The organism is Thermodesulfovibrio yellowstonii DSM 11347 (assembly GCF_000020985.1).
GTDB classification, from domain to species: Bacteria; Nitrospirota; Thermodesulfovibrionia; order Thermodesulfovibrionales; family Thermodesulfovibrionaceae; genus Thermodesulfovibrio; species Thermodesulfovibrio yellowstonii.
Window position 1 is genome coordinate 1521462 of record NC_011296.1, and the last position, 22177, is coordinate 1543638.

22 protein-coding genes are annotated in these 22177 nt (G+C 34.0%); 9 read left to right on the top strand and 13 right to left on the bottom strand.

Annotated elements, in window-relative coordinates:
- Positions 1–99 precede the first annotated feature (99 nt).
- The 6 genes from THEYE_RS07855 to THEYE_RS07880 form a co-directional block, all read right to left on the bottom strand.
- Entirely contained in the window at positions 100–1923 is a 1824-nt protein-coding gene (locus THEYE_RS07855; protein WP_012545972.1) for a carbon starvation CstA family protein, read from the bottom strand.
- A 356-nt stretch (positions 1924–2279) separates the two neighbouring features.
- Entirely contained in the window at positions 2280–3053 is a 774-nt protein-coding gene (locus THEYE_RS07860) for a LytR/AlgR family response regulator transcription factor (protein WP_012545056.1), read from the bottom strand.
- Complete coding sequence (locus THEYE_RS07865; RefSeq protein WP_012545703.1) at positions 3028–4734, bottom strand: sensor histidine kinase; 1707 nt, start codon at positions 4732–4734, stop codon at positions 3028–3030. Before THEYE_RS07865 ends, THEYE_RS07860 begins: the two co-directional genes overlap by 26 nt.
- Before the next feature lie 42 nt (positions 4735–4776).
- Positions 4777–5520, bottom strand: coding sequence for an ABC transporter permease (locus tag THEYE_RS07870; RefSeq protein WP_012545759.1), 744 nt, complete (start codon positions 5518–5520; stop codon positions 4777–4779).
- Positions 5517–6368, bottom strand: coding sequence for an ABC transporter ATP-binding protein (locus THEYE_RS07875; protein ID WP_012546238.1), 852 nt, complete (start codon positions 6366–6368; stop codon positions 5517–5519). Before THEYE_RS07875 ends, THEYE_RS07870 begins: the two co-directional genes overlap by 4 nt.
- The gene (locus THEYE_RS07880) at positions 6365–8119 is read right to left on the bottom strand and encodes an adenosylcobalamin-dependent ribonucleoside-diphosphate reductase (protein ID WP_012545097.1); all 1755 of its coding nucleotides are present in this window, start codon (positions 8117–8119) and stop codon (positions 6365–6367) included. Before THEYE_RS07880 ends, THEYE_RS07875 begins: the two co-directional genes overlap by 4 nt.
- Positions 8120–8177: 58 nt before the next feature.
- Here THEYE_RS07880 and THEYE_RS07885 point away from each other — a divergent pair, with 58 nt between their 5' ends.
- Together THEYE_RS07885 and dapB are read left to right on the top strand one after the other, a co-directional pair.
- Positions 8178–8396, top strand: coding sequence for a DNA gyrase inhibitor YacG (locus tag THEYE_RS07885; RefSeq protein ID WP_012546012.1), 219 nt, complete (start codon positions 8178–8180; stop codon positions 8394–8396).
- Positions 8350–9153 carry a 4-hydroxy-tetrahydrodipicolinate reductase gene (dapB, locus tag THEYE_RS07890; RefSeq protein ID WP_012545687.1) on the top strand — a complete coding sequence of 268 codons (804 nt, stop codon included), beginning with the start codon at positions 8350–8352 and terminating at the stop codon, positions 9151–9153. Before THEYE_RS07885 ends, dapB begins: the two co-directional genes overlap by 47 nt.
- A 25-nt stretch (positions 9154–9178) precedes the next feature.
- Here the strand turns inward: dapB and THEYE_RS07895 are convergent, their stop codons facing one another.
- Positions 9179–9664 (bottom strand): ferritin-like domain-containing protein, encoded by a 486-nt coding sequence (locus tag THEYE_RS07895; RefSeq protein ID WP_012546005.1) that lies wholly within the window; start codon positions 9662–9664, stop codon positions 9179–9181.
- 14 nt (positions 9665–9678) lie between these two features.
- Complete coding sequence (gene rd / locus THEYE_RS07900; protein WP_012545616.1) at positions 9679–9840, bottom strand: rubredoxin; 162 nt, start codon at positions 9838–9840, stop codon at positions 9679–9681.
- A gap of 94 nt (positions 9841–9934) precedes the next feature.
- On the opposite strand from rd, the gene THEYE_RS07905 reads away from it, so the two are divergent.
- Genes THEYE_RS07905 through rsfS form a run of 7 tightly spaced genes read left to right on the top strand, consistent with a single transcriptional unit; the run spans position 9935 to position 18301 of the window.
- Positions 9935–12145, top strand: coding sequence for a penicillin-binding protein 1A (locus THEYE_RS07905; protein ID WP_012546286.1), 2211 nt, complete (start codon positions 9935–9937; stop codon positions 12143–12145).
- Positions 12146–12147: 2 nt separating this feature from the next.
- The gene (locus THEYE_RS07910) at positions 12148–13086 is read left to right on the top strand and encodes a ketopantoate reductase family protein (RefSeq protein ID WP_012545174.1); all 939 of its coding nucleotides are present in this window, start codon (positions 12148–12150) and stop codon (positions 13084–13086) included.
- Positions 13087–13137: 51 nt separating this feature from the next.
- A complete protein-coding gene (acs, locus tag THEYE_RS07915) occupies positions 13138–15225 on the top strand; it encodes an acetate--CoA ligase alpha subunit (RefSeq protein ID WP_012545569.1) in 2088 nt (695 codons plus the stop codon).
- Between the two features lie 23 nt (positions 15226–15248).
- A complete protein-coding gene (locus tag THEYE_RS07920; protein ID WP_012545048.1) occupies positions 15249–16304 on the top strand; it encodes a DRTGG domain-containing protein in 1056 nt (351 codons plus the stop codon).
- On the top strand, positions 16301–17176 hold the full coding sequence (gene argB / locus THEYE_RS07925) for an acetylglutamate kinase (protein WP_012544977.1): 876 nt from the start codon (positions 16301–16303) through the stop codon (positions 17174–17176). The genes THEYE_RS07920 and argB overlap by 4 nt, the downstream gene beginning before the upstream one ends.
- Positions 17176–17886 (top strand): 16S rRNA (uracil(1498)-N(3))-methyltransferase, encoded by a 711-nt coding sequence (locus THEYE_RS07930; protein ID WP_012546112.1) that lies wholly within the window; start codon positions 17176–17178, stop codon positions 17884–17886. Before argB ends, THEYE_RS07930 begins: the two co-directional genes overlap by 1 nt.
- Before the next feature lie 37 nt (positions 17887–17923).
- Positions 17924–18301: a ribosome silencing factor gene (rsfS, locus tag THEYE_RS07935; protein WP_012546466.1), complete on the top strand. Its 378-nt coding sequence runs from the start codon at positions 17924–17926 to the stop codon at positions 18299–18301.
- On the opposite strand, the gene THEYE_RS07940 is transcribed toward rsfS, so the two are convergent.
- Genes THEYE_RS07940 through THEYE_RS07960 form a run of 5 tightly spaced genes read right to left on the bottom strand, consistent with a single transcriptional unit; the run spans position 18267 to position 22174 of the window.
- The gene (locus THEYE_RS07940; RefSeq protein ID WP_012545592.1) at positions 18267–19016 is read right to left on the bottom strand and encodes an energy transducer TonB; all 750 of its coding nucleotides are present in this window, start codon (positions 19014–19016) and stop codon (positions 18267–18269) included. The two genes, rsfS and THEYE_RS07940, sit on opposite strands and share 35 nt — an antisense overlap.
- Positions 19017–19020: 4 nt before the next feature.
- Complete coding sequence (locus THEYE_RS07945; RefSeq protein ID WP_012546404.1) at positions 19021–20157, bottom strand: geranylgeranyl reductase family protein; 1137 nt, start codon at positions 20155–20157, stop codon at positions 19021–19023.
- Positions 20158–20162: 5 nt separating this feature from the next.
- Complete coding sequence (locus THEYE_RS07950; RefSeq protein WP_012546571.1) at positions 20163–20603, bottom strand: universal stress protein; 441 nt, start codon at positions 20601–20603, stop codon at positions 20163–20165.
- Positions 20604–20612: 9 nt separating this feature from the next.
- The gene (locus THEYE_RS07955; protein WP_012545475.1) at positions 20613–21374 is read right to left on the bottom strand and encodes a type III pantothenate kinase; all 762 of its coding nucleotides are present in this window, start codon (positions 21372–21374) and stop codon (positions 20613–20615) included.
- Positions 21374–22174, bottom strand: coding sequence for a biotin--[acetyl-CoA-carboxylase] ligase (locus THEYE_RS07960; RefSeq protein WP_012545308.1), 801 nt, complete (start codon positions 22172–22174; stop codon positions 21374–21376). Before THEYE_RS07960 ends, THEYE_RS07955 begins: the two co-directional genes overlap by 1 nt.
- Positions 22175–22177: the final 3 nt, after the last annotated feature.

Sequence of the window (22177 nt, forward strand, 5' to 3'; positions counted from 1 at the left end):
AACATGCGAATATTTTACATATTGTTTGCATATTTTTCAATGTTTATTTTAAAAAATTTGAAATCGGGTGGCTGTTGAATCCACCCAATTTCTCCAACGTTATTCTGATAGATATTTTGTAGGCGCATCTTTCATAAATGTCTCTTCTGTCTCCTTAATTAATGGAGTTCTACCACTCAGGATACCTATCCATACTCTTACAGAATCTGCAACAATCAATACAACCATTACAATCATCACTGCAGAGATTACAGCAAGCAGATAGTTATTCTTCGGAAGATAATTATTTACAATATTTTGATAACCAGCAACAATCGTAGTCACAAGGAGAAATACCATAGGTACCATTGTTACCCAAATATATTTTGCTTTGCCCATCCTCAAAAGAAATGTTGTTGCTATTGCTAAAGCCATGCCTCCAAGAAGCTGGTTATTTACACCAAAAAGAGGCCAAATTGTGGATATTGTTCCTGTATAAAGGAGATATCCCCAACAAAATGTGAATATTCCACTTGTTGCAATTACTCCGGGCCACCATTTATAATCTCTAAGTTTTGGATAAAAAGCTCCACCTATTTCCTGCATAAGATATCTCCCAACTCTTGTGCCAGCATCAATAAGAGTAAGAATAAATAAAGCTTCAAACATGATTGCGAAATGATACCAGTAACTCATTAAATGCCTTAATCCACCAATTCTTGAGAAAATATCAGCCATACCAACTGCCAGAGAAACTGCACCACCGGGACGACCTGCAAGTTCTTCACCTACAAGTGCAGAAAGATATGGAAGGTCTTGAACCTGCATACCAAGTTTCTGAAACACAGCAGGCGGACTATTAATAGCAAAATAGTCTGCTGTAGGCAACACTGTTGCTGCTATTAATGCCATAAGTGCTACAAAACTTTCTGTAAGCATAGCACCATAGCCAATTGTTCTTATATCTTTTTCGTTTGATACCATCTTTGGTGTTGTTCCTGATGACACAAGAGAGTGAAAACCTGATATAGCACCACATGCAATTGTAATAAACATAAATGGCCAAACCTTACCTGGTATCACAGGACCTCCACCAGAAATAAACTGCGTTGCAGCAGGCATCTGAAGCACAGGATTAACAAGAATTACACCAATAGCAAGTAAAAACATCGTTCCGAATTTCATATATGAACTAAGATAGTCTCTTGGGACAAGAAGTAACCATACAGGTAAAACAGCTGCAAAAAAGCCATAAACAGGAATTAATACTGAAAGCTCTTTTTTACTGAATGTAAAATAAGGTGCAAGGGCTGATTCTTTAATGACAGGACCAAGAACAACGGCAAGAATAATAAGTGCTACACCAATAATACTACCTTCAACAATTTTACCAGGTCTTAACCATTTAAGATAAGCTCCTATGAAAATCGCTATTGGTATCGTTACACCAACCGTAAAAGCTCCCCATGGACTGTTAAAAAGTGCATTTACAACAGCAATAGAAGCGCCAGCAAGAACAATAATCAACAAAAACAAAGTTGCTACAAGAACAAGCCAGTAAGACACAGGTCCTATCTGAGCCTTGGCAACTTCAGCAAGAGATTTACCATTATGTCTTACAGATGCAAATAGAACAACCATATCATGTACAGCACCAGCAAGAACTCCTCCAATCAAAATCCATAGAAAACCAGGGAGATAACCAAACTGAGCTGCAAGGACAGGTCCTATTAACGGTCCTGCACCGGCTATTGCTGCAAAATGATGCCCAAAAATAAGCCATTTATTAGTTGGAACATAGTCTCGTCCATCATTAAGTCTCACTGCAGGAGTTGGACGATTAGGATCAAGGGCAAGAACTTTTGCAGCAATAAAGGCGCTGTAAAACCTGTAGGCAAGCACAAAAACGCACGCTGCTATGATTACCAGCACCAATGCATGCATAAAAATACACCTCCTTTTTTATTTTTGAGACTGTTCAAAAACTTGTAACCTATTGAAATTCAATAAATTACAAGCCCTAAAATTTTTCAATTACCTCCATCTGTCATTCCGAGGAGCGTTAGCGACGAGGAATCTCCTCTTTCCGATTTAAGGAGGAGACCCTTCGCTTACGCTCAGGGTGACCCTAAGGGTCAGATTCCTCGCACCCATTGAGGGTGCTCGGAATGACCTTCAGTAATTGAACAGCCTCTATTTTTATGAAATAATTCTATAGGCAAATGAAGCTATCAACAATAAAAAATTGATGAATAGAAATAATTTCGGGATGAACTGAATATATTTAGGTTGAATAGAAATTAACTGCTAAATTTTATTCCAAGAACTTCTTTGAGTTCTTTAATAATTGATTTGCTTACAGGGAGTTGGATTTTTTTGCCTTCAATCACAAGCCAGTATGTCCCTTTAAACCATGGTAATACTGCCTCAATTCTTTTTAAATTTACAATATAGCTTTTATGCACTCTCATAAATCCCTCTTCTTTGAGCCTCATTTCAAGCTCTGAAAGAGTTCCATCAAAATAATACTCATCTTTTAATGTAAAAATTTTTACTCCTCCTTCGTATGCCTCACAGTAAAGAATGTCCACATAAGGAATGAAACTGATAACACCTGCCTTTTGTTGAACAGGAAGTTTTTTAAAAACTTTTTTCTTTCCAAGAAACTGAGAAAGCTTATTTACAGCGTTATTCCATTCAGTCTGATTATTTTTAAGATTTTCTATTCTCATAATTGTTTTAGCAATTCTTTTTTCTTCAAAGGGTTTGAGAATATAATCAATTGCTCCAAGTTCAAAAGCTTCTATGGCATAATCATCATAAGCTGTTGCAAATACAATCAAAGGAGGTTCATTAAAAGTTGAAAGCATGTTTGCAATTTCAAGTCCTGACATATCAGGCATTTCAATATCAAGAAAAACTACATCTGATTTAACCTTTGAATATAAAAATATACAATCTTTTGCGCTACCAGCCTCTCCAATTATCTGGCATGTAGGAAAATGGGAAAGAATATATATTAATTCTTCCCTTGCATATGGTTCGTCATCAACTACTATGGCTGAAAACAACATCTTTTAGAATAGATTTTTTAGGGATTTTAAATGTCACCTTTGTGCCTAAATTGGGATAACTTTCTATATGAAGCATGCTTTCTTCTCCATAAAACTTTTTAAGTCTCTCATTTACAAGATATAATCCTAATCCAGAATCTTTTTTATCTGGCATTCTATTTGGATGAGTATTTATTCCTATACCATTGTCTTCAACTGAAATTACTGTGCTATCCTCATCATCCAGAATATTAATTAAAATCTCACCACCTTCAAGTTTGGGTTTTAATCCATGCTTTATAGCATTTTCCACAAGGGGTTGAATTGTAAATGGTGGTAAGGTTACATTAAGATCTACTGTGGGTTCTATATAATAATTAACTGTCAATTTATCCCTGTAACGAGCCTGTTCTATTGCAAGATATGATTCTACGTATGAAAGTTCCTCTCTCAACGGAATTTCTTTTTCTTTTTTTAAACTATATCTTAAAAATGTCGCCAAATTAAGAAGTAAATCCTTAGCTTTCAGAGAGTCAATTCTTATAAGAGATATAATTGTATTCAAAGCATTAAATATAAAATGTGGATGAATTTGTGCCTGAAGTGATTTCAACTCTGCCTCTGTCTTAAGTCTTGCAAGGGTTTCAAGTTCAACTATTTCAAGCTGAGTTGAAAATATATGAGCAAGTCCTCTCGCTACCTCAAGATTAACAGTGGTGATACTGTTTTCTCTGTCATGATAAAGTTTTAATGTGCCTATAACTTCGTCCCTTCTTTTCAGAGGAACAATAACAGCGGAGCTTAATTTACATTTGGAATTTCTACAGCCAATTTCTTCTTTTTTATTTGCAATCTGTATTTCCCCTAAACTAATCGCATTCAATGTTGCTTTAGTAAGTAAAGGAGTTCCGGCATGATGATGGTCACTACCTATTCCAACATGGGCAAGTATTTTTTTCTTGTCAGTTATTGCCACAGCTACTACACCAAGACTGTCCATTATAATTGTTGCAATCTTGTTTGCAGAGTATTCATTCAATCCTTGTCTTAAATGTGGTAAGATAAGATTGGTAATATTCAAAGTAGCTCTTGCCTGATTTGCTGCCACTCTTTCCTGATGTTCAACAGCGGATTTTATGATTAGCATAAATATTCCCACTCCTATAGAGTTGACTGTAATCATAGGTAAAGCTATAATTTTTACAAGCTCTAAAGCTTCTGAAAAAGGTTTTGAAAAAGTAAGAATAATAAGCATTTGAACAATTTCACCCACAAAACCTGCTAACCATGCAACATGCCATGGAATCAAACCTTTTTTCCAGTATCTGTAAACAACTCCTCCTAAAAAACCTTCAACAACCGCTGCTAAACCACAGGAAAAAGCTGTAAATCCTCCTATAAAATATCTGTGAATACCTGCTATCAATCCAGCTCCAGCACCTACAACAGGACCACCAAGCAGCCCTCCTACCATAACACCAACAACTCTTGAATTAGCAAGTGCTCCATGAATCTCCACTGCTCCAAAAGTTCCAAGAATGCCAAGACCGCCACAAACAAATGTAAGAATGAATTTATCTTTAATGGTAGGTTTTCTTGATAAAACTCTTCCAAATACAGGCATTCTTGAAACAATAAAAGCCACTGTAGCTATAATGCCAAGCCTTTGTGACAAAATTAACGTTAACTCAAGAATATCCATTTTTTTAAGTATAAAATAAATCTGAAATTGACAGCCACTGTTTCATTCATTATATTTTTTCATTAAAATTGAACCAATAAGAAAAAAGCAAAAACAGTAAAACACTATAACAAACAAGGAAACTATTGCCTCCATATCCAAAAAATTTTTCCTTATTAGAATGTTTGTATGTGTTAAAGGCATTACATAAATAATTGGTTTAAATATCATCGGAATTCTATCAATAGAAAAAAAAGTTCCGCTGAAAAAAGCCATTGGCATTATAAAAAAATTAGAATAGGTAGCAGTATCTTCATGTGATTTTGTTATCATTCCTGTTATCACACCAAGACTGGCAAACATAAAACAGTTTAAAAGTAAAGTTATGACAAAAATCAGAGTTATTGCAAAACTTGATGGAACTACGAAACCTACAGCAATTATAAGCAAAGATGCAAAAAGTCCCTTTACCATACCAGCCATAACCTCTCCTATCATTATTGAAGAAGGTTTTATCGGTGACTGAATATAAACCTGAAATGTCTTAAAATAGAGCCTGCTAAGATTGAGCGAGCTTGCAACCCAAGAATATGAATTATTCATTGAACTCATAGCAACAAGCCCTGGCAGAAGAAATGTTAAATAATCAATCCCTTCACTCAATCTTACTGTTCTTCCTAAACCAAGTCCGAATGTAACAAGATAAATAATCGGTGACATCATTGCTGAGAAAATATATCCTAATCTCAGCAGTTTTCGTTTAAACTGAAGCATCTCTTTGAGGAAAACAGGATACCAGTTTATCATTGTTCTTCCTTAATCTCCTTAATCCTTTCTCCTGTTAGCTTCACAAACACATCTTCAAGATTGGATTTTCTAATCATCACTCCATCACTTCTCTGTCTTGCAATCTCATATGCCTGTTCTCTACTATGACATATTTCACTAATTAGCCTTCCTTCTTTATCAATAAACTCTACAACATATTCGCCAACATCTTTTTTAAGTTCTGCAGGGGTCCCGAGAGCAATTAATTTTCCGTGCGACAGAATCCCTACTCTATCGCACAGTGCTTCTGCTTCTTCAATGTAGTGTGTTGTAAGAAGCACTGTTCTGCCTTCAGTTTTTATTTTTCTTATGATCTGCCAGAGTTCCCTTCTTATATGAGGGTCAAGTCCTATAGATGGCTCATCAAGAAACAATACCTTTGGTTCAGGCAATAAAGCTCTTGCAAGAAGAGTTCTTCTTTGAAGTCCTCCTGAAAGAGTTGATACCACAGAGTACTTTTTCTCTGTAAGTTCCATAATCTTAAGTATTTCATCTATTTTCCTTTTCAAATCCCTGACTTTGTGAAGCATTCCGTAAATTAAAAGATTTTCATAGACCGTAAGTTCCCTTTCAAGATTGTTTTCCTGTGGCACAACCCCTATGATTTTTTTTATCTCAAAAGGGTTATTGATAACATCTACCTCATCAATAAAGCATGTTCCTTTATCAGGCTTTGTAAGAGTGGTGAGAATTTTTACAGTAGTAGTCTTACCTGCACCATTGGGTCCGAGAAGTCCAAATATTTCACCTCTTTTTATATCAAAACTCAGTAAATCCAGTGCCTTTACTTTTCCATAACTTTTTGAGATACTGTCAATCTTTATCATACTGCATCATGAAGTTTTGTTATTCTTGGTGCTCTTCCTTTAACTTCGCAGCATTCTGCAAGATGAGCATCGCTTATTTTAAGAAGTGTTCCCCTTTTTGAGCCATATCTGAATATCGTAATTCCTTTAAGCCCCTTTTTATAGGCAAGAATAAATATTCTTGCGACATCTTCTTTTCTTGTTCTTTGAGAAAGATTGATTGTTTTTGATACGGCATTATCTGTATATTTCTGAAATGATGCTTGCATCTGAATATGCTCTTCAGGAGTGATTTCAAGGGCTGTTTTAAAAAGTCTTTTTATTCTTAAAGGAACTTCTTTCATACCTCTAAGAGTTCCTTTTTGTCTGAGTTGATTTATAAAATCTTCACTGTAAAAGCCTTGTTTTTGTGCAATCTCTATAAGATATTTATTTATTATCTCAAACTCTGTATCAAGTATTCTCTGTTTGTAAGCAAGTAAAAAATATGGTTCTATTCCGCTTGAACAGTCTGCAATTATTGATATTGTTCCTGTTGGAGCAATCGTTGTTGTGGTAGCATTTCTCATTGGGATACCTTTTTTCTCCCATACAGAACCCTTAAAATTAGGAAAAACACCTCTTTCTTGAGCAAGTTCCTGAGATGCTTTGTGAGACTTTTCACTGATAAATTGCATTACTTGTTCAGCTAAGGCAAGGGCTTTTTTATGATTATATGGGATTCCAAGCTCAACAAGGCAATCTGCCCAACCCATTATTCCAAGCCCTATTTTTCTGTTTCCTTTGTGCATTTTTTCAACTTCAGGTACAGGATAATGAGTAACATCAATTGCGTCATCAAGAAATCTCGTAGCTGTTTTTACATCATGCTCAAGCCTTTCAAAATCAATCTTACCTTCTTTAACATACTTTGATAAATTAAGTGAACCAAGAATGCATGCCTCATAGGGAAGTAGAGGCTGCTCTCCACAAGGATTTGTGCTATCTATCTGACCAATATGCGGAGTTGGATTAGACCTGTTTATGGTATCTATAAAAATAACTCCTGGGTCCCCTGTTTCCCATGCAGACTCAACAATTTCATCAAAAATATCTTTTGCTTTCACCTTTCTTACAACTTCTTTAGTTCGTGGATTTATCAACGGAAAATAATCATTTTTAAACAAAGCTTCCATAAATGAATCTGTAACAGCAACAGATATATTAAAGTTGCTAAGACTTTCTATCCTTTTAATTCTTATAAATTCAAAAATATCAGGGTGGTCAACTCTTAAAACTCCCATATTTGCTCCTCTTCTTGCTCCACCCTGCTTTATTATGTCTGAAGCCTTATCAAATATCTTCATAAATGAAACAGGACCGCTTGCAACTCCACCTGTGGAACGAACAACATCACCCTTAGGCCTTAAACTGGAAAAATTAAATCCTGTTCCACCACCGCTTTGAAGAATTAATGCAGCATCCTTAAGTGTCTTAAAAATGGACTCTATTGAATCTTCTATGGGAAGGACAAAGCATGCAGCAAGCTGAGCTTTTGGTTTGCCTGCATTCATTAATGCAGGAGAATTAGGCAAAAATCTCAAGGAACTTATAAGTTCATGAAACTTTTCTTCCCACTCAAAAGAATTTTTTTTATAAATCTTTTCTGCCTGAGCAATATAACTTGAGACTCTCTGAAAAAGTTGTTCAGGATTTTCAATAGGTTCTCCTTTTTCATTTTTTAAGAGATACCTGATTTCAAGAACTGTTTTTGCTCTATCTGTAAAAATCATTTATTATAGTCTATCATATTAAGTTGCAACTTTAGGATATGAAAAATTAAAATTAAACATGAAAATTAAATGTCCTGTATGTGGAAAAGCTGTAGAATATGAAAACAATCCATGGAGACCTTTCTGTTCAAAAAATTGTAAAATTATTGACTTATGGAATTGGTTTCATGAGCACTATTCAATAAAAGTTGAGGAAGTTGATGAAAAAATAAATACAGAGGAGGAAAAAGATGATAAAAATAGCAGTATGTGGCGCAGCAGGAAGAATGGGCAGTAGAATAGTTGCCCTTTCAAGGGATTACCCTGAATTAAAACTCACTGGAGCTATAGAATCAAAAACAAATCCCAAGATAGGCACAGACGCCGGAATAATAGCTGGAATAGGAGAAATAGGTGTAAAAATAGATGATAGATTAGAAAAAGCTATTGACAATGCCGATGTAGTTATTAATTTCACATCTCCTGAAGCTACATTAGAGCATCTGGAAATAGTTAAAAAATTCAAAAAATCAATGGTCATAGGAACAACTGGTTTTAGCAATGAACAGCTTTCTATTATTCAGAAAGCATCAAAGAAAATTCCTATAGTCTTATCTCCTAATATGAGCATAGGAGTGAATCTTTTATTCAAAATCCTAAAAGATGTGGCAAAAGTTCTCGGAGACGACTATGATATTGAAATTGTTGAAGCGCATCACAGAATGAAAAAAGATGCACCAAGTGGAACTGCTATAAAAATGGCAAAAGTTATTGCTGAAGCATTGAATAGAAATTTTGATGAGGTGGCTGTATATGCAAGGAAAGGAATTATCGGAGAAAGAACAAAAAAAGAAATTGGAATCCAGACAGTCAGAGCAGGAGATATTGTTGGTGAACATACAGTTATTTTTGGAGGATTAGGAGAAAGAATTGAGATAATTCATAAAGCATCCAGCAGAGATACTTTCGCAAGAGGTGCTTTAAGAGCCGTTATATGGCTTTATGGAAAACCTGCAGGGTTTTATGACATGGGAGATGTTCTGGGAATTAAATAAAAGGGAGGGTTGTCCCCTCCCAAATTTAGCCTTCAACAATTGAAAACTCTTTCCACATGAACCAATTGCCTGTATCCTTAAGGAAATTGTAGGTTTCAGAAAAAATCTTGTGATGTTGTTCTTCCTCAAAAATTAATCTTTCAAAAAGCTTTTTTTCTTTTTCCGTATTAACTTCCTTCTGAACTTTTTTATAAAACTCTATCCCTTCCTTTTCCATCTCCATTGCAATTTTGAATGCTTCAAGGTCATCGCTCTGAGCTTTAATTCTTTCCATCATTTTGTCTTTCATATCTTCAAATATTGTTTTGACTGTTTTTATTGGATTAGCCTCTTTTATCGTAAGATCAAGTCCTTTAATAACTTCTTCAATCATTTTTATATGATTCTTCTCATCCTCTGCGATTGTAAGAAACATTTTTTTGCCAACAGGATGGGAAACTTTTTCAGATGCCTCTGTATAAAATTTTACGGCGTCTGTTTCCATCTTTAAGGCAATTTCAATGGATTTCATGATATCCTCCTAAATTATTCCTCTGGCTCAAACATATCTTTGGTAGCTCCACAAACTGGACAACTCCATGTATCTGGTAAATTTTCAAAAGCTGTTCCCGGAGCCACTCCATTGTCAGGATCACCCTGAGCCGGGTCATAAACATAACCACATACACTACATTTGTACTTTTTCATAATATCCTCCCTCTTTAATTAAAATTAAATTAGAATTATTATAAATTATTTCGCATCAATTTATCAAAAACTTCATCATGTTATAATATAATTTATGAAACTTAAGATAATCATAATTACCGTAATTGTAATGATTGCTTTTCTTGCGGGTGCAGGTTTTGCATTATTCAGAGATATTCCTTCAATAAAAGATTTTGATAAAGTAAAAACTCCTCATGGAACAAAGGTTTATGCTGAAGATGGAACTTTAATTGGAGAGTTTAAAATTCAAAAAGGCATTTATATTCCCATAAAACAAATACCAAAACATTTAATAGATGCGGTTATAGCAGTAGAAGACTCACGTTTTTGGAAACACAAAGGAATTGACTACATCGGAATAGGCAGAGCTCTAATTACTGATGTTCTTCATATGCAACTTAAAGAAGGAGGAAGCACTATTACTCAGCAGCTTGCTAAAATAATGTTCCTCACTCCAGAGAAAACTATTTCAAGGAAAATTAAAGAAGCCTATTTAGCAATGAAAATAGAAAAAGAGCTTAGCAAAGAAAAAATACTTGAACTTTATCTTAATAACGTTTATTTTGGGCATGGAGCTTACGGAGTTGAAATGGCATCAAGAATTTATTTTGGTAAATCTATAACTCATATAACTCTTCCAGAGGCAGCTTTACTTGCAGGTTTAATAAGAGCTCCTAATTCATACTCTCCTTATAATGATTTAGTTAAAGCAAAACAGAGACAGGAAATTGTTCTTGAAAGAATGGAAAAAGAAGAATTAATTACTCCTCAGGAAAGAAAAAGAGCTTCCTTACAAGCAATTCATTTAAGTTCGTTAAGGATTTCAACTGAAAACTATAACTACTTCCTTGAATATGTAAGAAAACAGCTTGAAGAAACCTTTGACATAGAAAAAATTTATAAAGGCAACTTAAGAGTTTACACTACTCTTGATACCCATGCTCAGGTATCTGCACAAAGAGCATTACAGGAAGGGCTTAGAGATGTTGATAAAAGAAATGGGTGGAGAGGTCCTGTTGGGAAAATATCAATCAAAAATGAAGAAAAAGAAGAAAAAGTATCCTTTACTCCATCACAAGGAGATATTGCAAAAGGTGTGGTTTTATCGGTAACACCTAATCAAGCAATTATTAAGGCAAGAGGGTTAAAAGGTAAATTAAACTTACAAGATGCTCAATGGGCAAATAAGGTAGTTGATTCTTCAGGTAAAATTAAAACATTCAAAAATTTTAAGCTTTCTGATATTCTGTCACCCGGTGATGTAATAATGGTCAGATTTAAATCTGTTGGTAAAGAAATCTTATTTTCTCTTGAACAGGAGCCCGAAATAGAAGGAGCATTGGTTGCAGTAGATCCTCAAACAGGTTATATAAGAGCAATGGTTGGTGGATATAGTTTTCAAAGAGGAGAGTTCAACAGAGCAATTTATGCTAAAAGACAACCCGGAAGTTCTTTTAAACCTTTTGTATATGCCACAGCCATTGAAAAAGGATTTAAACCAGAGGATACTATAGTTGATGAGCCAATTAGTTATAAAACAGGACTTAAAGAATGGTCACCATCAAACTACGATGGAGAATTCTGGGGAGAAATAACTTTAAGAAGAGCATTAGCTTTCTCAAGAAATGTTCCTACTGTAAGATTAGCTGAAATGATAGGAGTTGATTCAATAATAAATCTTGCCAAAAGAGCAGGGATAACATCAGAAATGCCAGCAGACCTAACTATAGCGCTTGGTAGTCTAAGTGTATCACCATTGGAACTAACCTCGGCATTTGCCATATTCGCAAATGGAGGCAAAAAAATAAAACCTATAGCAATAAAATATGTAACTGATGCTTCAGGAAAGATTTTGCTTCAAAATGAACCTGAACTTCAGGATGTAATTTCACCTGAGGTTTCTTATACAGTCACTGATATGCTTAAAGATGTTATTAGTTACGGTACAGGAGCAAGAGCAAACATCGGAAGACCTGTAGCGGGAAAAACTGGAACGAGCAATGATTTTAAAGATGCATGGTTTATTGGTTATACTCCTCAACTTGTCGCAGGAGTCTGGGTTGGCTATGATGATATGAGAAAAAGTCTCGGACATGGAGAAGCAGGGGGAAGAGTATCTGCGCCAATATGGGCACAGTTTATGAAAGAAGCTCTCTCAAACAAAGAACCTCAGAATTTTACTTTATCGCCAGGCTCTGAAGAACCAAAAAATAATTTAAAAACTCCTGAATCATCTAAAAATCCTTCTAATCAAACGATTAATCCTATTGATAAAAGGAATTGAATATGAAAATACTGATTTTTGGATTGGGTGCATTAGGAACAGTTTTTGCCACTTCACTAAAGGCATCAGGCGAAACTGTTTTTGGAATAACAAAAGATAAATACATCGGAAAAATTAACAATAAAACATTAGAAATAAAAGGACTCTTCGGAGAAAAAAGAGCACAACTGGATAATATTTTTACAAGCTCTGAACAAATTCAAGATAGAGATTTAGACCTCATCATTGTTTCAGTTAAAGCCTACGATACTGAGACTGTTATAAATCAAATTAAACACTTACTTGGGCAAAATACTCTTGTTTTACTTGCACAGAATGGGTATGGAAATTATGAAATAGCAAGCTCAGTTATAGGTAAAGAAAGAGTTATACTTTCAAGAATAATATTCGGTGCAAAAATAGTTGAACCTGCAATAGCTGAAGTAACTGTTTTTGCTGATGATATTGTCATTGGACAACCTGACAATATGATTTCAGAAAAAAAATTAAATGAAATTGCTGATATCTTCAATAAAGCAGGACTTCCTACAAGGGTATCTAAGGAGGTTTATGCAATACTTTGGGATAAAATTCTCTATAATTCAGCATTAAATCCCTTAGGAGCAATTCTTGAATGCAATTATGGTACACTTGCCAAACATGAAGAGACAAGAAAAATAATGAATAAAATAGTTGAAGAAATTTTCAATGTTGCAAAATTTAAGAAAATAAAACTTAACTGGGCAGATTATAAAGAATATCTTAATTACTTCTATGAGAAACTTGTTCCCCCAACAGCAAAACATTTTCCTTCAATGTATTATGATATAAAAAACGGTAAAAAAACAGAGATAGATGCATTCAACGGAGCAATTGTAAAACTTGCAAAACAATGCAATTTATCCGTGCCTGTAAATGAAACAATTACAAACCTTGTAAAGGTAAAAGAAAATCTTATATAAAAATAAATAAATTTTCTTTCCATCAAACCTTTTTTTGTGATAGATTATTATATGATTGATTTTATTTTTAATCCATCCTCCATTGCTGTAGTTGGCGCTTCACAAGAAGAAAAAAAAGTGGGCAATGCTGTCCTTAAAAATCTTATTAATGGTTATACAGGCAAAATATATCCTGTAAATCCTGGAAGAACTGAAATACTTTCTCTACCCTGCTACCCTTCTGTATCAGCAATCCCTGACAGAGTAGACCTCGCTATAATAGTAATTCCAGCTAAAGCTGTTGCAGACTCTTTAAAAGATTGTGCAAAAGCAGGAGTAAAAGGTGTTGTTGTTATTACAGCAGGTTTCAAAGAAGTCGGTGGAGACGGAGTTGCAAGAGAAAAAGAAATTGTAGAGATTGTAAGAAGTGCAGGAATAAAAATGGTTGGACCAAACTGTCTTGGTGTTATGAATACAAAAAACAAGATGAATGCTTCTTTTGCTGCTGAGTTACCTCCTGAAGGGAGAGTTGCTTTCTTTTCTCAATCAGGAGCTTTAGGTGTTGCAATCATAGACTGGGCAATAGAGAACAACTTTGGTTTTTCAAAATTTGTAAGCTTCGGAAATAAAGCTGACTTAAATGAAACAGATTTCCTTGAATACTTTGCAAAAGACCCAGACACTGATGTAATTCTGGGATATATTGAAGATGTTATAGATGGCAAAAGATTTATTGAAATAGCTAAAGAAGTTACAAAAATAAAACCTGTAATATTAATCAAATCTGGTGCAACAGAAGCAGGTGCAAGAGCTGCCTCTTCACATACAGGCGCGCTTGCAGGGTCTGATAGAGCTTTTACAGAAGCTTTTAGAAAAACAGGAATAATCAGAACTTCAGGTATTCAAGAACTATTTGATACAGCAGAAATGTTTATTTCAAGAAAAACCCCAAAGGGCAGAAAACTTCTCATTATTACAAATGCTGGTGGTCCTGGAATTATTGCAGCGGATACAGCAGATAGACTCGGGATAAAACTTGATCCAATGACCAGAACATCAATAGATACAATAGCTGAAAAACTTCCTTCAACTGCTTCTCTTTATAATCCTGTTGATATAATTGGAGATGCTACCTCAGAAAGATATAAAATTGTTCTTGATCAAGCTATAAAAGATAATTCTGTAGAAGGAATCTGTGTAATTCTTACTCCTCAGGCAGTAACAGATGTTGATAATATTGCAGATGTTGTAATTTCTTCAGCAAATAATACAGATAAACCCGTTTTTGCAACCTTTATTGGTGGTCAGAGAGTAAGAAATGCGATAAACAAACTTAAAGGGTTTAGAATTCCATGTTTTACTGACCCTTCTATTGCAATTCATGCCTATAGAAAACTTGTTGATTTTGTCCAACTTAAAAGCAAAGAAATATCTGACGAACTTCAGATAAAAATACCTGAACAAAATATTGAAGAAGTGAAAAAGATTATTCAAAGTTTGCAATCCCAGGGAGTTTCTGAAATTGGTGGAGAAGAGGCAATGCAAATACTCTCTCTTTATGGTTTTTCTTTCCCAGAAAGAGCATTGGCAAAAACACCAATGGAAGCTGTGGCAATTGCAGAAAGAATTGGCTATCCAGTAGTCATGAAGGTTTCATCACCTCATATTCTTCATAAAACAGATGTTGGTGGAGTTAAGCTTAATCTTAACAACGATAAAGCTGTTTACAATGCTTTTGTAGAAATAACAACAAATGTCAAAAGAGTTATGCCAGATGCATACATAGAAGGTATAATGATTTATGAAATGGTTACAGGTGGCAAAGAAGTTATTTTTGGAGTAAGTTATGATAGAACATTTGGACACATGATTATGTTTGGACTTGGAGGAATTTATGTGGAAGTTCTGAAAGATGTTTCTTTCAGAATAGTTCCTGTATCAGAACAGGAAGCACTTGAAATGATAACTGAAATTAAAGGTAGCAAAATACTTGATGGAGTAAGAGGTGAAAAACCTTACGATAAAACTGATATAGCTAACTGTATAAGAAAACTTTCCAAGTTGGTTATGGATTTCCCTATAATTAAAGAGATTGATATTAATCCTTATATGGTATTCAATAATGGTGGGATAGGACTTGATGCAAGAATAATAATTTAGTAGCAAAAACAGGGAGGACAAACATGATACCCATTTTTATAATATCAAATCGAGCCTTTACAGGAAAAAACTTTTTTGCTTTAGGACTATCTCTCACTCTTCAAGAACGAGGTTATAAAACAGGTTATATAAGACCACTCGGAAGAATTCCTTTAAAAAAAGGTGAAGAAATATTTGATGAAGAAGCTGTTTTTATAAAGGAGTTATTAGGACTTGAAGAACCATTAAGTGTAATATCTCCTTTCGTTTTTACTTATGAAACACAGTATAAACTTCTTGAAGGCACTGATTTAAAAATAAAAGAAAAAGTTATTAACTCCTTTTCACAGCAAAGTAATAAAGATTTTGTAATAGTTGTCGGACCTAACAACATATTTGAAGGATTTACACTTGGAATTGATGTTATAAGCTTACTACAGGAGACAAATGGAAAGGTTATAGCTATTCAACACTGGGATAGCGAACTTGCAATGGATGACATATTCGGTATAAGACAGTTAAGCAGTGAAAAATTTATAGGTGCAGTTATAAATAAAGTTCCTCCTGAACAGTTTCATTATGTAAAAGAAAAGGTAGTTCCATTTATTGAAGGAAGGGGAATAAAAGTCTTGGGAGTTTTCAAAAAAGATAAATTTCTGGAAGCTGTTACAGTAAGAAGGCTTATGGAAGCAGTAAATGGTGGGCTTGTCTGCTGTGAAGACAAACTTGATGAATTTGTTGATAATCTATCCATCGGAGCAATGGATCCTGAAACAGCACTTTCCTATTTCTTAAGAATTCCGAACAAAGCGGTTATAACAGGCATTCACAGAACAGATATCCAGATAGTTGCAATGGAAACTTCCACAAAGTGTTTAATACTTACTGGCGGAATGCATGTTAATGAAACTGTAACAGGAATTGCTAAAGCAAAAGGTATTCCAATTATTGTTACTGGTATGGATACATTTACAGCAGTTGATAAAATGGAAAAACTTATGGGCAAGGCTGTCATAAGAGAAAAGGATAAAGCATTAAAAGCAAAAGAAGTTGTTAGCACTGCATTTGATATAGAAGAGTTTCTGAGAAGAACTAAATGAATGAAATAGAACAAACACTTCTTGAAAAGGCAAATATCCTTGTTGAAGCACTTCCGTATATAAGAAAATTCTATGGAAAAACCTTTGTAATAAAGTATGGAGGCGCCGCTCAAAAAGACCCTTCTCTTAAAGATGCCTTCGCTCAGGATATTGTTTTGCTCAATTTTATAGGCATAAAACCTATTGTTGTACATGGAGGAGGACCAAAAATTACAGAATTTATGAAAAAACTTGATAAAGAGCCTCAGTTTATTCATGGGCACAGGGTAACTGATAAAGAAACAATGGAGATTGTTGAGATGGTTCTTGGTGGAGTAATAAACAAAGAAATTGTTCAACTTATTAATTCTCATGGTGGAAAAGCTGTTGGACTTACAGGAAAAGATGGAAATCTCCTGAAAACAAAAAAGAAATATTTAAAAATCAATAATGAAGAAACAGATATCGGATTTGTTGGTGAAATAGAAGAAGTCTGTGTAGATGTGTTGGAGAGTTTGCAGGATAAAGGCTTTATTCCTGTTGTTGCACCCATAGGATTTGACAAAAAAGGTCAAAGTTATAACATAAATGCTGATACAGTAGCCTCTGCAATTGCTGTAGCAGTAAAAGCTGAAAAACTTATACTTCTTACTGATGTTAAAGGAATAACCGATGAAAACAACAATCATATTCCTACTCTTAAAAATGAGGAAGCTTTAAAATTGATAGAACAACAAATTATTAGCGGAGGGATGATTCCGAAGGTTTATGCCTGCCTTAATGCACTTAAAGGAGAGGTCAGAAAAACTCACATAATAGATGGAAGGATTCCTCATAGTTTACTTCTTGAAATTTTCACTCAAAAAGGTATTGGCACTGAACTAATTTTCTAATGAGTCAAATAAGACTTTGTGTTCAACACTGTGAATTTTTTCCAGGGAAAATTTTAGAACTTTCAAATGAAGACAGAAAATATCTTTTCAATGTTTTAAGATGCCATCCAGGAGATACTCTCTCAATTTTTAATGGTAAAGGAAAAAGCTTTCATGCAAAAATAATTGACTTAAAAACTATAGAGATTCTTCAGGAAGAAGAACTTCATACAGAAGATGTATTTTCAATAACTTTATGTCAAGCTCTACTTAAAGGTGAAAAAATGGATATGATTATACAAAAAGCAACAGAGCTTGGTGTAAAAAAAATTATCCCATTTGTTAGTGACAGATGTATTGTAAGACATACTCGTAAAATTGGAAGATGGGAAAAGATTGCTAAAGAAGCTTCAGAACAATCACATAGAAGCATCGTTCCTGAGATAAGCAATGTGATTAATTTCTCTGAATTGATTAAAAACATAGACAATGGAATTCTTTTCTGGGAAAAGGCTACATCACCTTTAATTCAAACAATATCTGAAGTAAATCATGATAAAAACATATTTTTATTGATAGGACCCGAAGGAGGATTCAGTCAGGAAGAAGTAAGCCAAGCAGAGAAAATGAATATAAAAACAGCTTCCTTAGGCAAAAGAATTTTAAAAGCTGAAACAGCTTCTATAGTCTCAGTTGCATTAGTGAGTTTTTTGCTTCAATGGAAATTGTAATTTTTGAAATTCAATAAATTATGATATAATTAAAACAATGGATTCAAAAGAAAAGGCTTTAAAAACAGCAGAATTCCTTCATGACAAAAAAGCGCAGGATATAAAAATTCTTGAGCTGAAAGAGCTTACCATAATAACTGATTACTTTGTAATCTGTTCTGCTGAAAGCACAACCCAAGTGAAAGCACTGGCAGAATATTTACAAGAAACAATGCAACAGGAAGGGTATAAGCTTTACGGAATAGAAGGTTTTTCACATGCTCACTGGGTTTTAATGGATTATGGTGATGTGATTGTTCATATATTTCTTGAAGAAACAAGACGTTACTATGACCTTGAAAGATTATGGCTTGATGCACCAAGAATTCAAATTGAAAAGATTACCTCAGATAAAAGCCGTGCAGTGTATAGATAAAATGTCCTGTTATTGTAAGAGTATTTTTCTGCCAGTCATCAGGTAATGGCCAGAATGGTTCAGCATCTTTCAGTGCTTTAATTGCTGCATCATCAAGCATTCTATAGCCGGATGTTCTCAAAAGTTCTACAGAAACGAGTTTGCCTTTTTTATCAATTGTAAATCTCAAATAAAGGTCACCATATATACCTCTCTGAGCAGCCTGAGGAGGATACTGCCAGACTCTTTCTATTTTCTCCTTAAGTCTTTCAAGGTATCCCCAATCATTGAATTCTTTTGCAGAAAAACTTAAACCGCGTGATGTTTCTAACTCTTGCTTCTCCTTTGATTTTCTTGAAAGTCGGGCAATTACATCTTTATCAAAAATATTAGGAGACTGCTTAGGAGTTAATTCTGTAAAATGTTTCTCTGTTTTTAAATTCCCTGTGGAAGCAGTTTCTTTCTGTTTATCTTCTTTCTGCCCTTGATTTCCTTTTGGAATAGCACTTAAATATTTTGGTTGTTTTGATTCTCTTATAGGAGGAAGTTTTTCTAATGTCTTAGGTGGAAGAGCTTTTACAGAAGGTGGCATTTTAGGCATCTGCGGAGCTATAGGTACAATTATAATTGAAACAGGCTCTGAAGGTTGTTGAGACTTAAAATAATCCTGTAAAAGCAGCATAAAAATAAATAGTAAAATATGGAAAATACAAGAATAAATTAAAGCTTTTTTCACAATTTTATTTTATCTTAAATGTAGCGATTCTTGAAATAAGACTTCCAAAAGCTTTTAAATAAAGAGGAATAAGTTTACTACCATGTTCTTTCCTCAGCCATAAAGCCATCGCAAGTTCCTGAATAGCAGGATTTCTGTGAATATTAAGCCAGTTGTCTATTCTTTCATCATTGCCAAACATGTAATCCTGAAATTTTTTCATTATGCTAAATTGCTTTAGAAAATTTTCATCCCATAATTTTTTGTAAAGATTTAAATCTTTTTGCACTATTGCTTCAGAGGCAAATTGAGCAGATTTCATAGAATAATATATCCCTTCAAATGAAATAGGCATCACCGTTCCAAGAGTATCACCACAAAAAATAACATTTTCTTTAAAAAAACTTCTTCTTCCCCATTTTGGTATTTTATAAGCTCTTAGCTTGAAAGAATTAATATTTAACTTACCTGCAAACCTTTTTTCAACAAAGTTATCAATAAGAGTTTTTAGTTTTTTAATATCTTCTGCTCCTGTTCCCACTGAAAAATAGTCTACACCGGGGAAAACCCATGAATAAAAAAATGAAGCATGAGAATTACCAAACCAGAATTCGCATGTATCTTTTGTATCTATAAAGTTTTCAAGGACATGTAGACTAACTGTCCAGTAGTATTCAGGTTTTGACCACCCTTTAATAGAGCATACTCTTGAGTTAACTCCATCAGCAGCAATGATATATTTAGAATAAATTTCCAGAACTTCACCAGTTTTTTTTCTAACTGTTAATTTACTATTTTCTATATTTATTAGTTCTGCCTCAATAATTTTTACTCCACTTTTCTCAGCTAACTTTCTCATAAATGAATCAAAGCTCTGGCGATTAAAAATCAGTATTTCTCCACCTTGTAGTGAAACCTCTATTGGTTCTGAAAAAGGAGGGAATATTTTCACCTTTGTTACTATGTTAAAAGGTATCTGATTTTGAAGTTTATTTAAAATATTAAATTCTTTCAGCCCCGCAGACGGAATCCCTCCTCCACAGGGCTTGTTAAATGTAAGGTCTTTTTCAATTAAAACTGTTTCTATTCCCTTTTCTGCAAGTAATCTTGCAGCAGTGCTACCAGCAGGTCCACCACCAACAACTAAAACTTCACACTGCATTCTTACTATTTTTTAGTTACAACAAGAACAGGACAAGGAGCATTTCTTATAACTCTTTGTGTTGTACTTCCAACAAAAAATCTTTCTACTCCACTTCTTGGAAGTGTTCCAATAATAATCAAATCAATACTATTTTCTTTAGCAAACTTTATAATTTCCTCATAAGGAATTCCTCTTAAAACAGCTGTTTCAACATTTTTGAAATCTTCACGAATATCAATACCAAAAGAATCAAGATTTCTTTTGGCATGAGATTCTAAGTCCTTATAAAGTTCGGTTATTGACGGATGAGGAATATGAAGATTTGATGCTTTTTCAATATCATAGATAACATGAAGAAGATATAATTTTGCATTAAACATTTTCGCAAAATCTACAGCATAAGAAAGAGCGTACAAAGACTCATCTGAAAAATCTGTTGGTAAAAGAATCTTCTGAAATTTCATAACACCCTCCTAATTTTTAATGTTTTTTAAGTATATCAATCTCATACCCTCAATTACAAGATATTTATTCAATAAATGTTTTTTATGCATGTATTTTGATAATAACTTAGAATATCCACCCGTTAAAAGAATTATAAGGTCACGGTTTATTTTTTTCTCAATTTCGCTTATTATTCCTTCAACTGCATAAATTGTTCCTAAAACTATTCCACTTAGAATTGCTGAATGAGTATCTTTGCCAAGTACTTCAACATCCTTATTTAAATCAATCAGTGGCAAACTTGATGTTTTTTCATTAAGAGCATAATTCATTGTGCCTATTCCTGGCATTATTGCTCCACCAACAATCTCTTTTTCACTGGTAACGACTGTGATTGTAGTAGCTGTTCCAGCATCTACAACCGCGATATTTTCTTTGAATAATTCATAGGCAGCCACAGAAGCAACAAGTCTGTCAACTCCAAAACTTTCTGGTTTATTAAGATTAAGCTTTAATCCTGAAGGAGTTTTGTAATCTATAACAATTGTTCTATGAGAGATATTTGTAAAAAAATCCAGAAATTTCTCTGTAATTTCAGGTACAACAGAACATATTATACAGTCAAAATTATAATTATCACTGAGAAATGGACAATTAAGGAGTTTCTGATTATCAGTCCAGCTTGATACTTCCTGTGTATCAAATGAAACAATTCTAAAATCAGATTGATAGGGATCTTTGAAAAAAGCAAGATTAATAGTGGAATTTCCTATTTTAACAGCAACAAGCATTATTTTGCTCGGAGTAAAGTAACATCCCCTGCGCAGATTTTTTCATATGTTCCGTCAGTTAGCTTTACAATTAGCCTACCTTCCTCATCTATAGCTTCAGCTGTAGCAATAAGCTCTCTGTCAGATAAAACAATTTTAACTTGCCTTCCTATGGTGCCACTCAACTGCATCCATCGGTCAATAATTGTTTTTCTCTGCCTCTTTTCAAGTAATTGATACCACTTATCAAATTCTTTGATTATTTCCACAGCAAGAAGACTTCTTGAAAAATCTTCTCCTTTACATATCTTAAGAGAAGAGGCTATTTCTTTAATCTCTTCTGGCATATCTTCTTCTGTCATATTTACATTAATACCAATGCCTACTACAGCAGACTTTATTTTTTCTCCTTCAATCTTCATTTCTGTAAGAATTCCACCAACTTTTTTATCATCCACAAGCATATCATTAGGCCATTTAATCAATACAGGCACATCTGCATATCTTCTCAAAGCTGTTGTGCATGCTACAACACTGGTTAAAGTAAGTAATGTAGCATATTTTGGAGGAATAGTCGGTTTTATACCAATGCTCATGTAAAGATTTTTCCCTGAAGGCGAAATCCATTTTCTGCCCAATCTGCCTTTGCCTTTTATTTGTCTATCTGCTACAACAACTGTTCCTGAGGGATATCCCTGTTTTAAAAGTTCATTTGCCTTGCTGTTAGTTGATTCAACCTCATCATAAACTACAATTTCTTTACCAATTTCCTGAATTTTTGAAGACAATAACTTTTTTAACTCTTCTCCTGTAAATTCCATAGT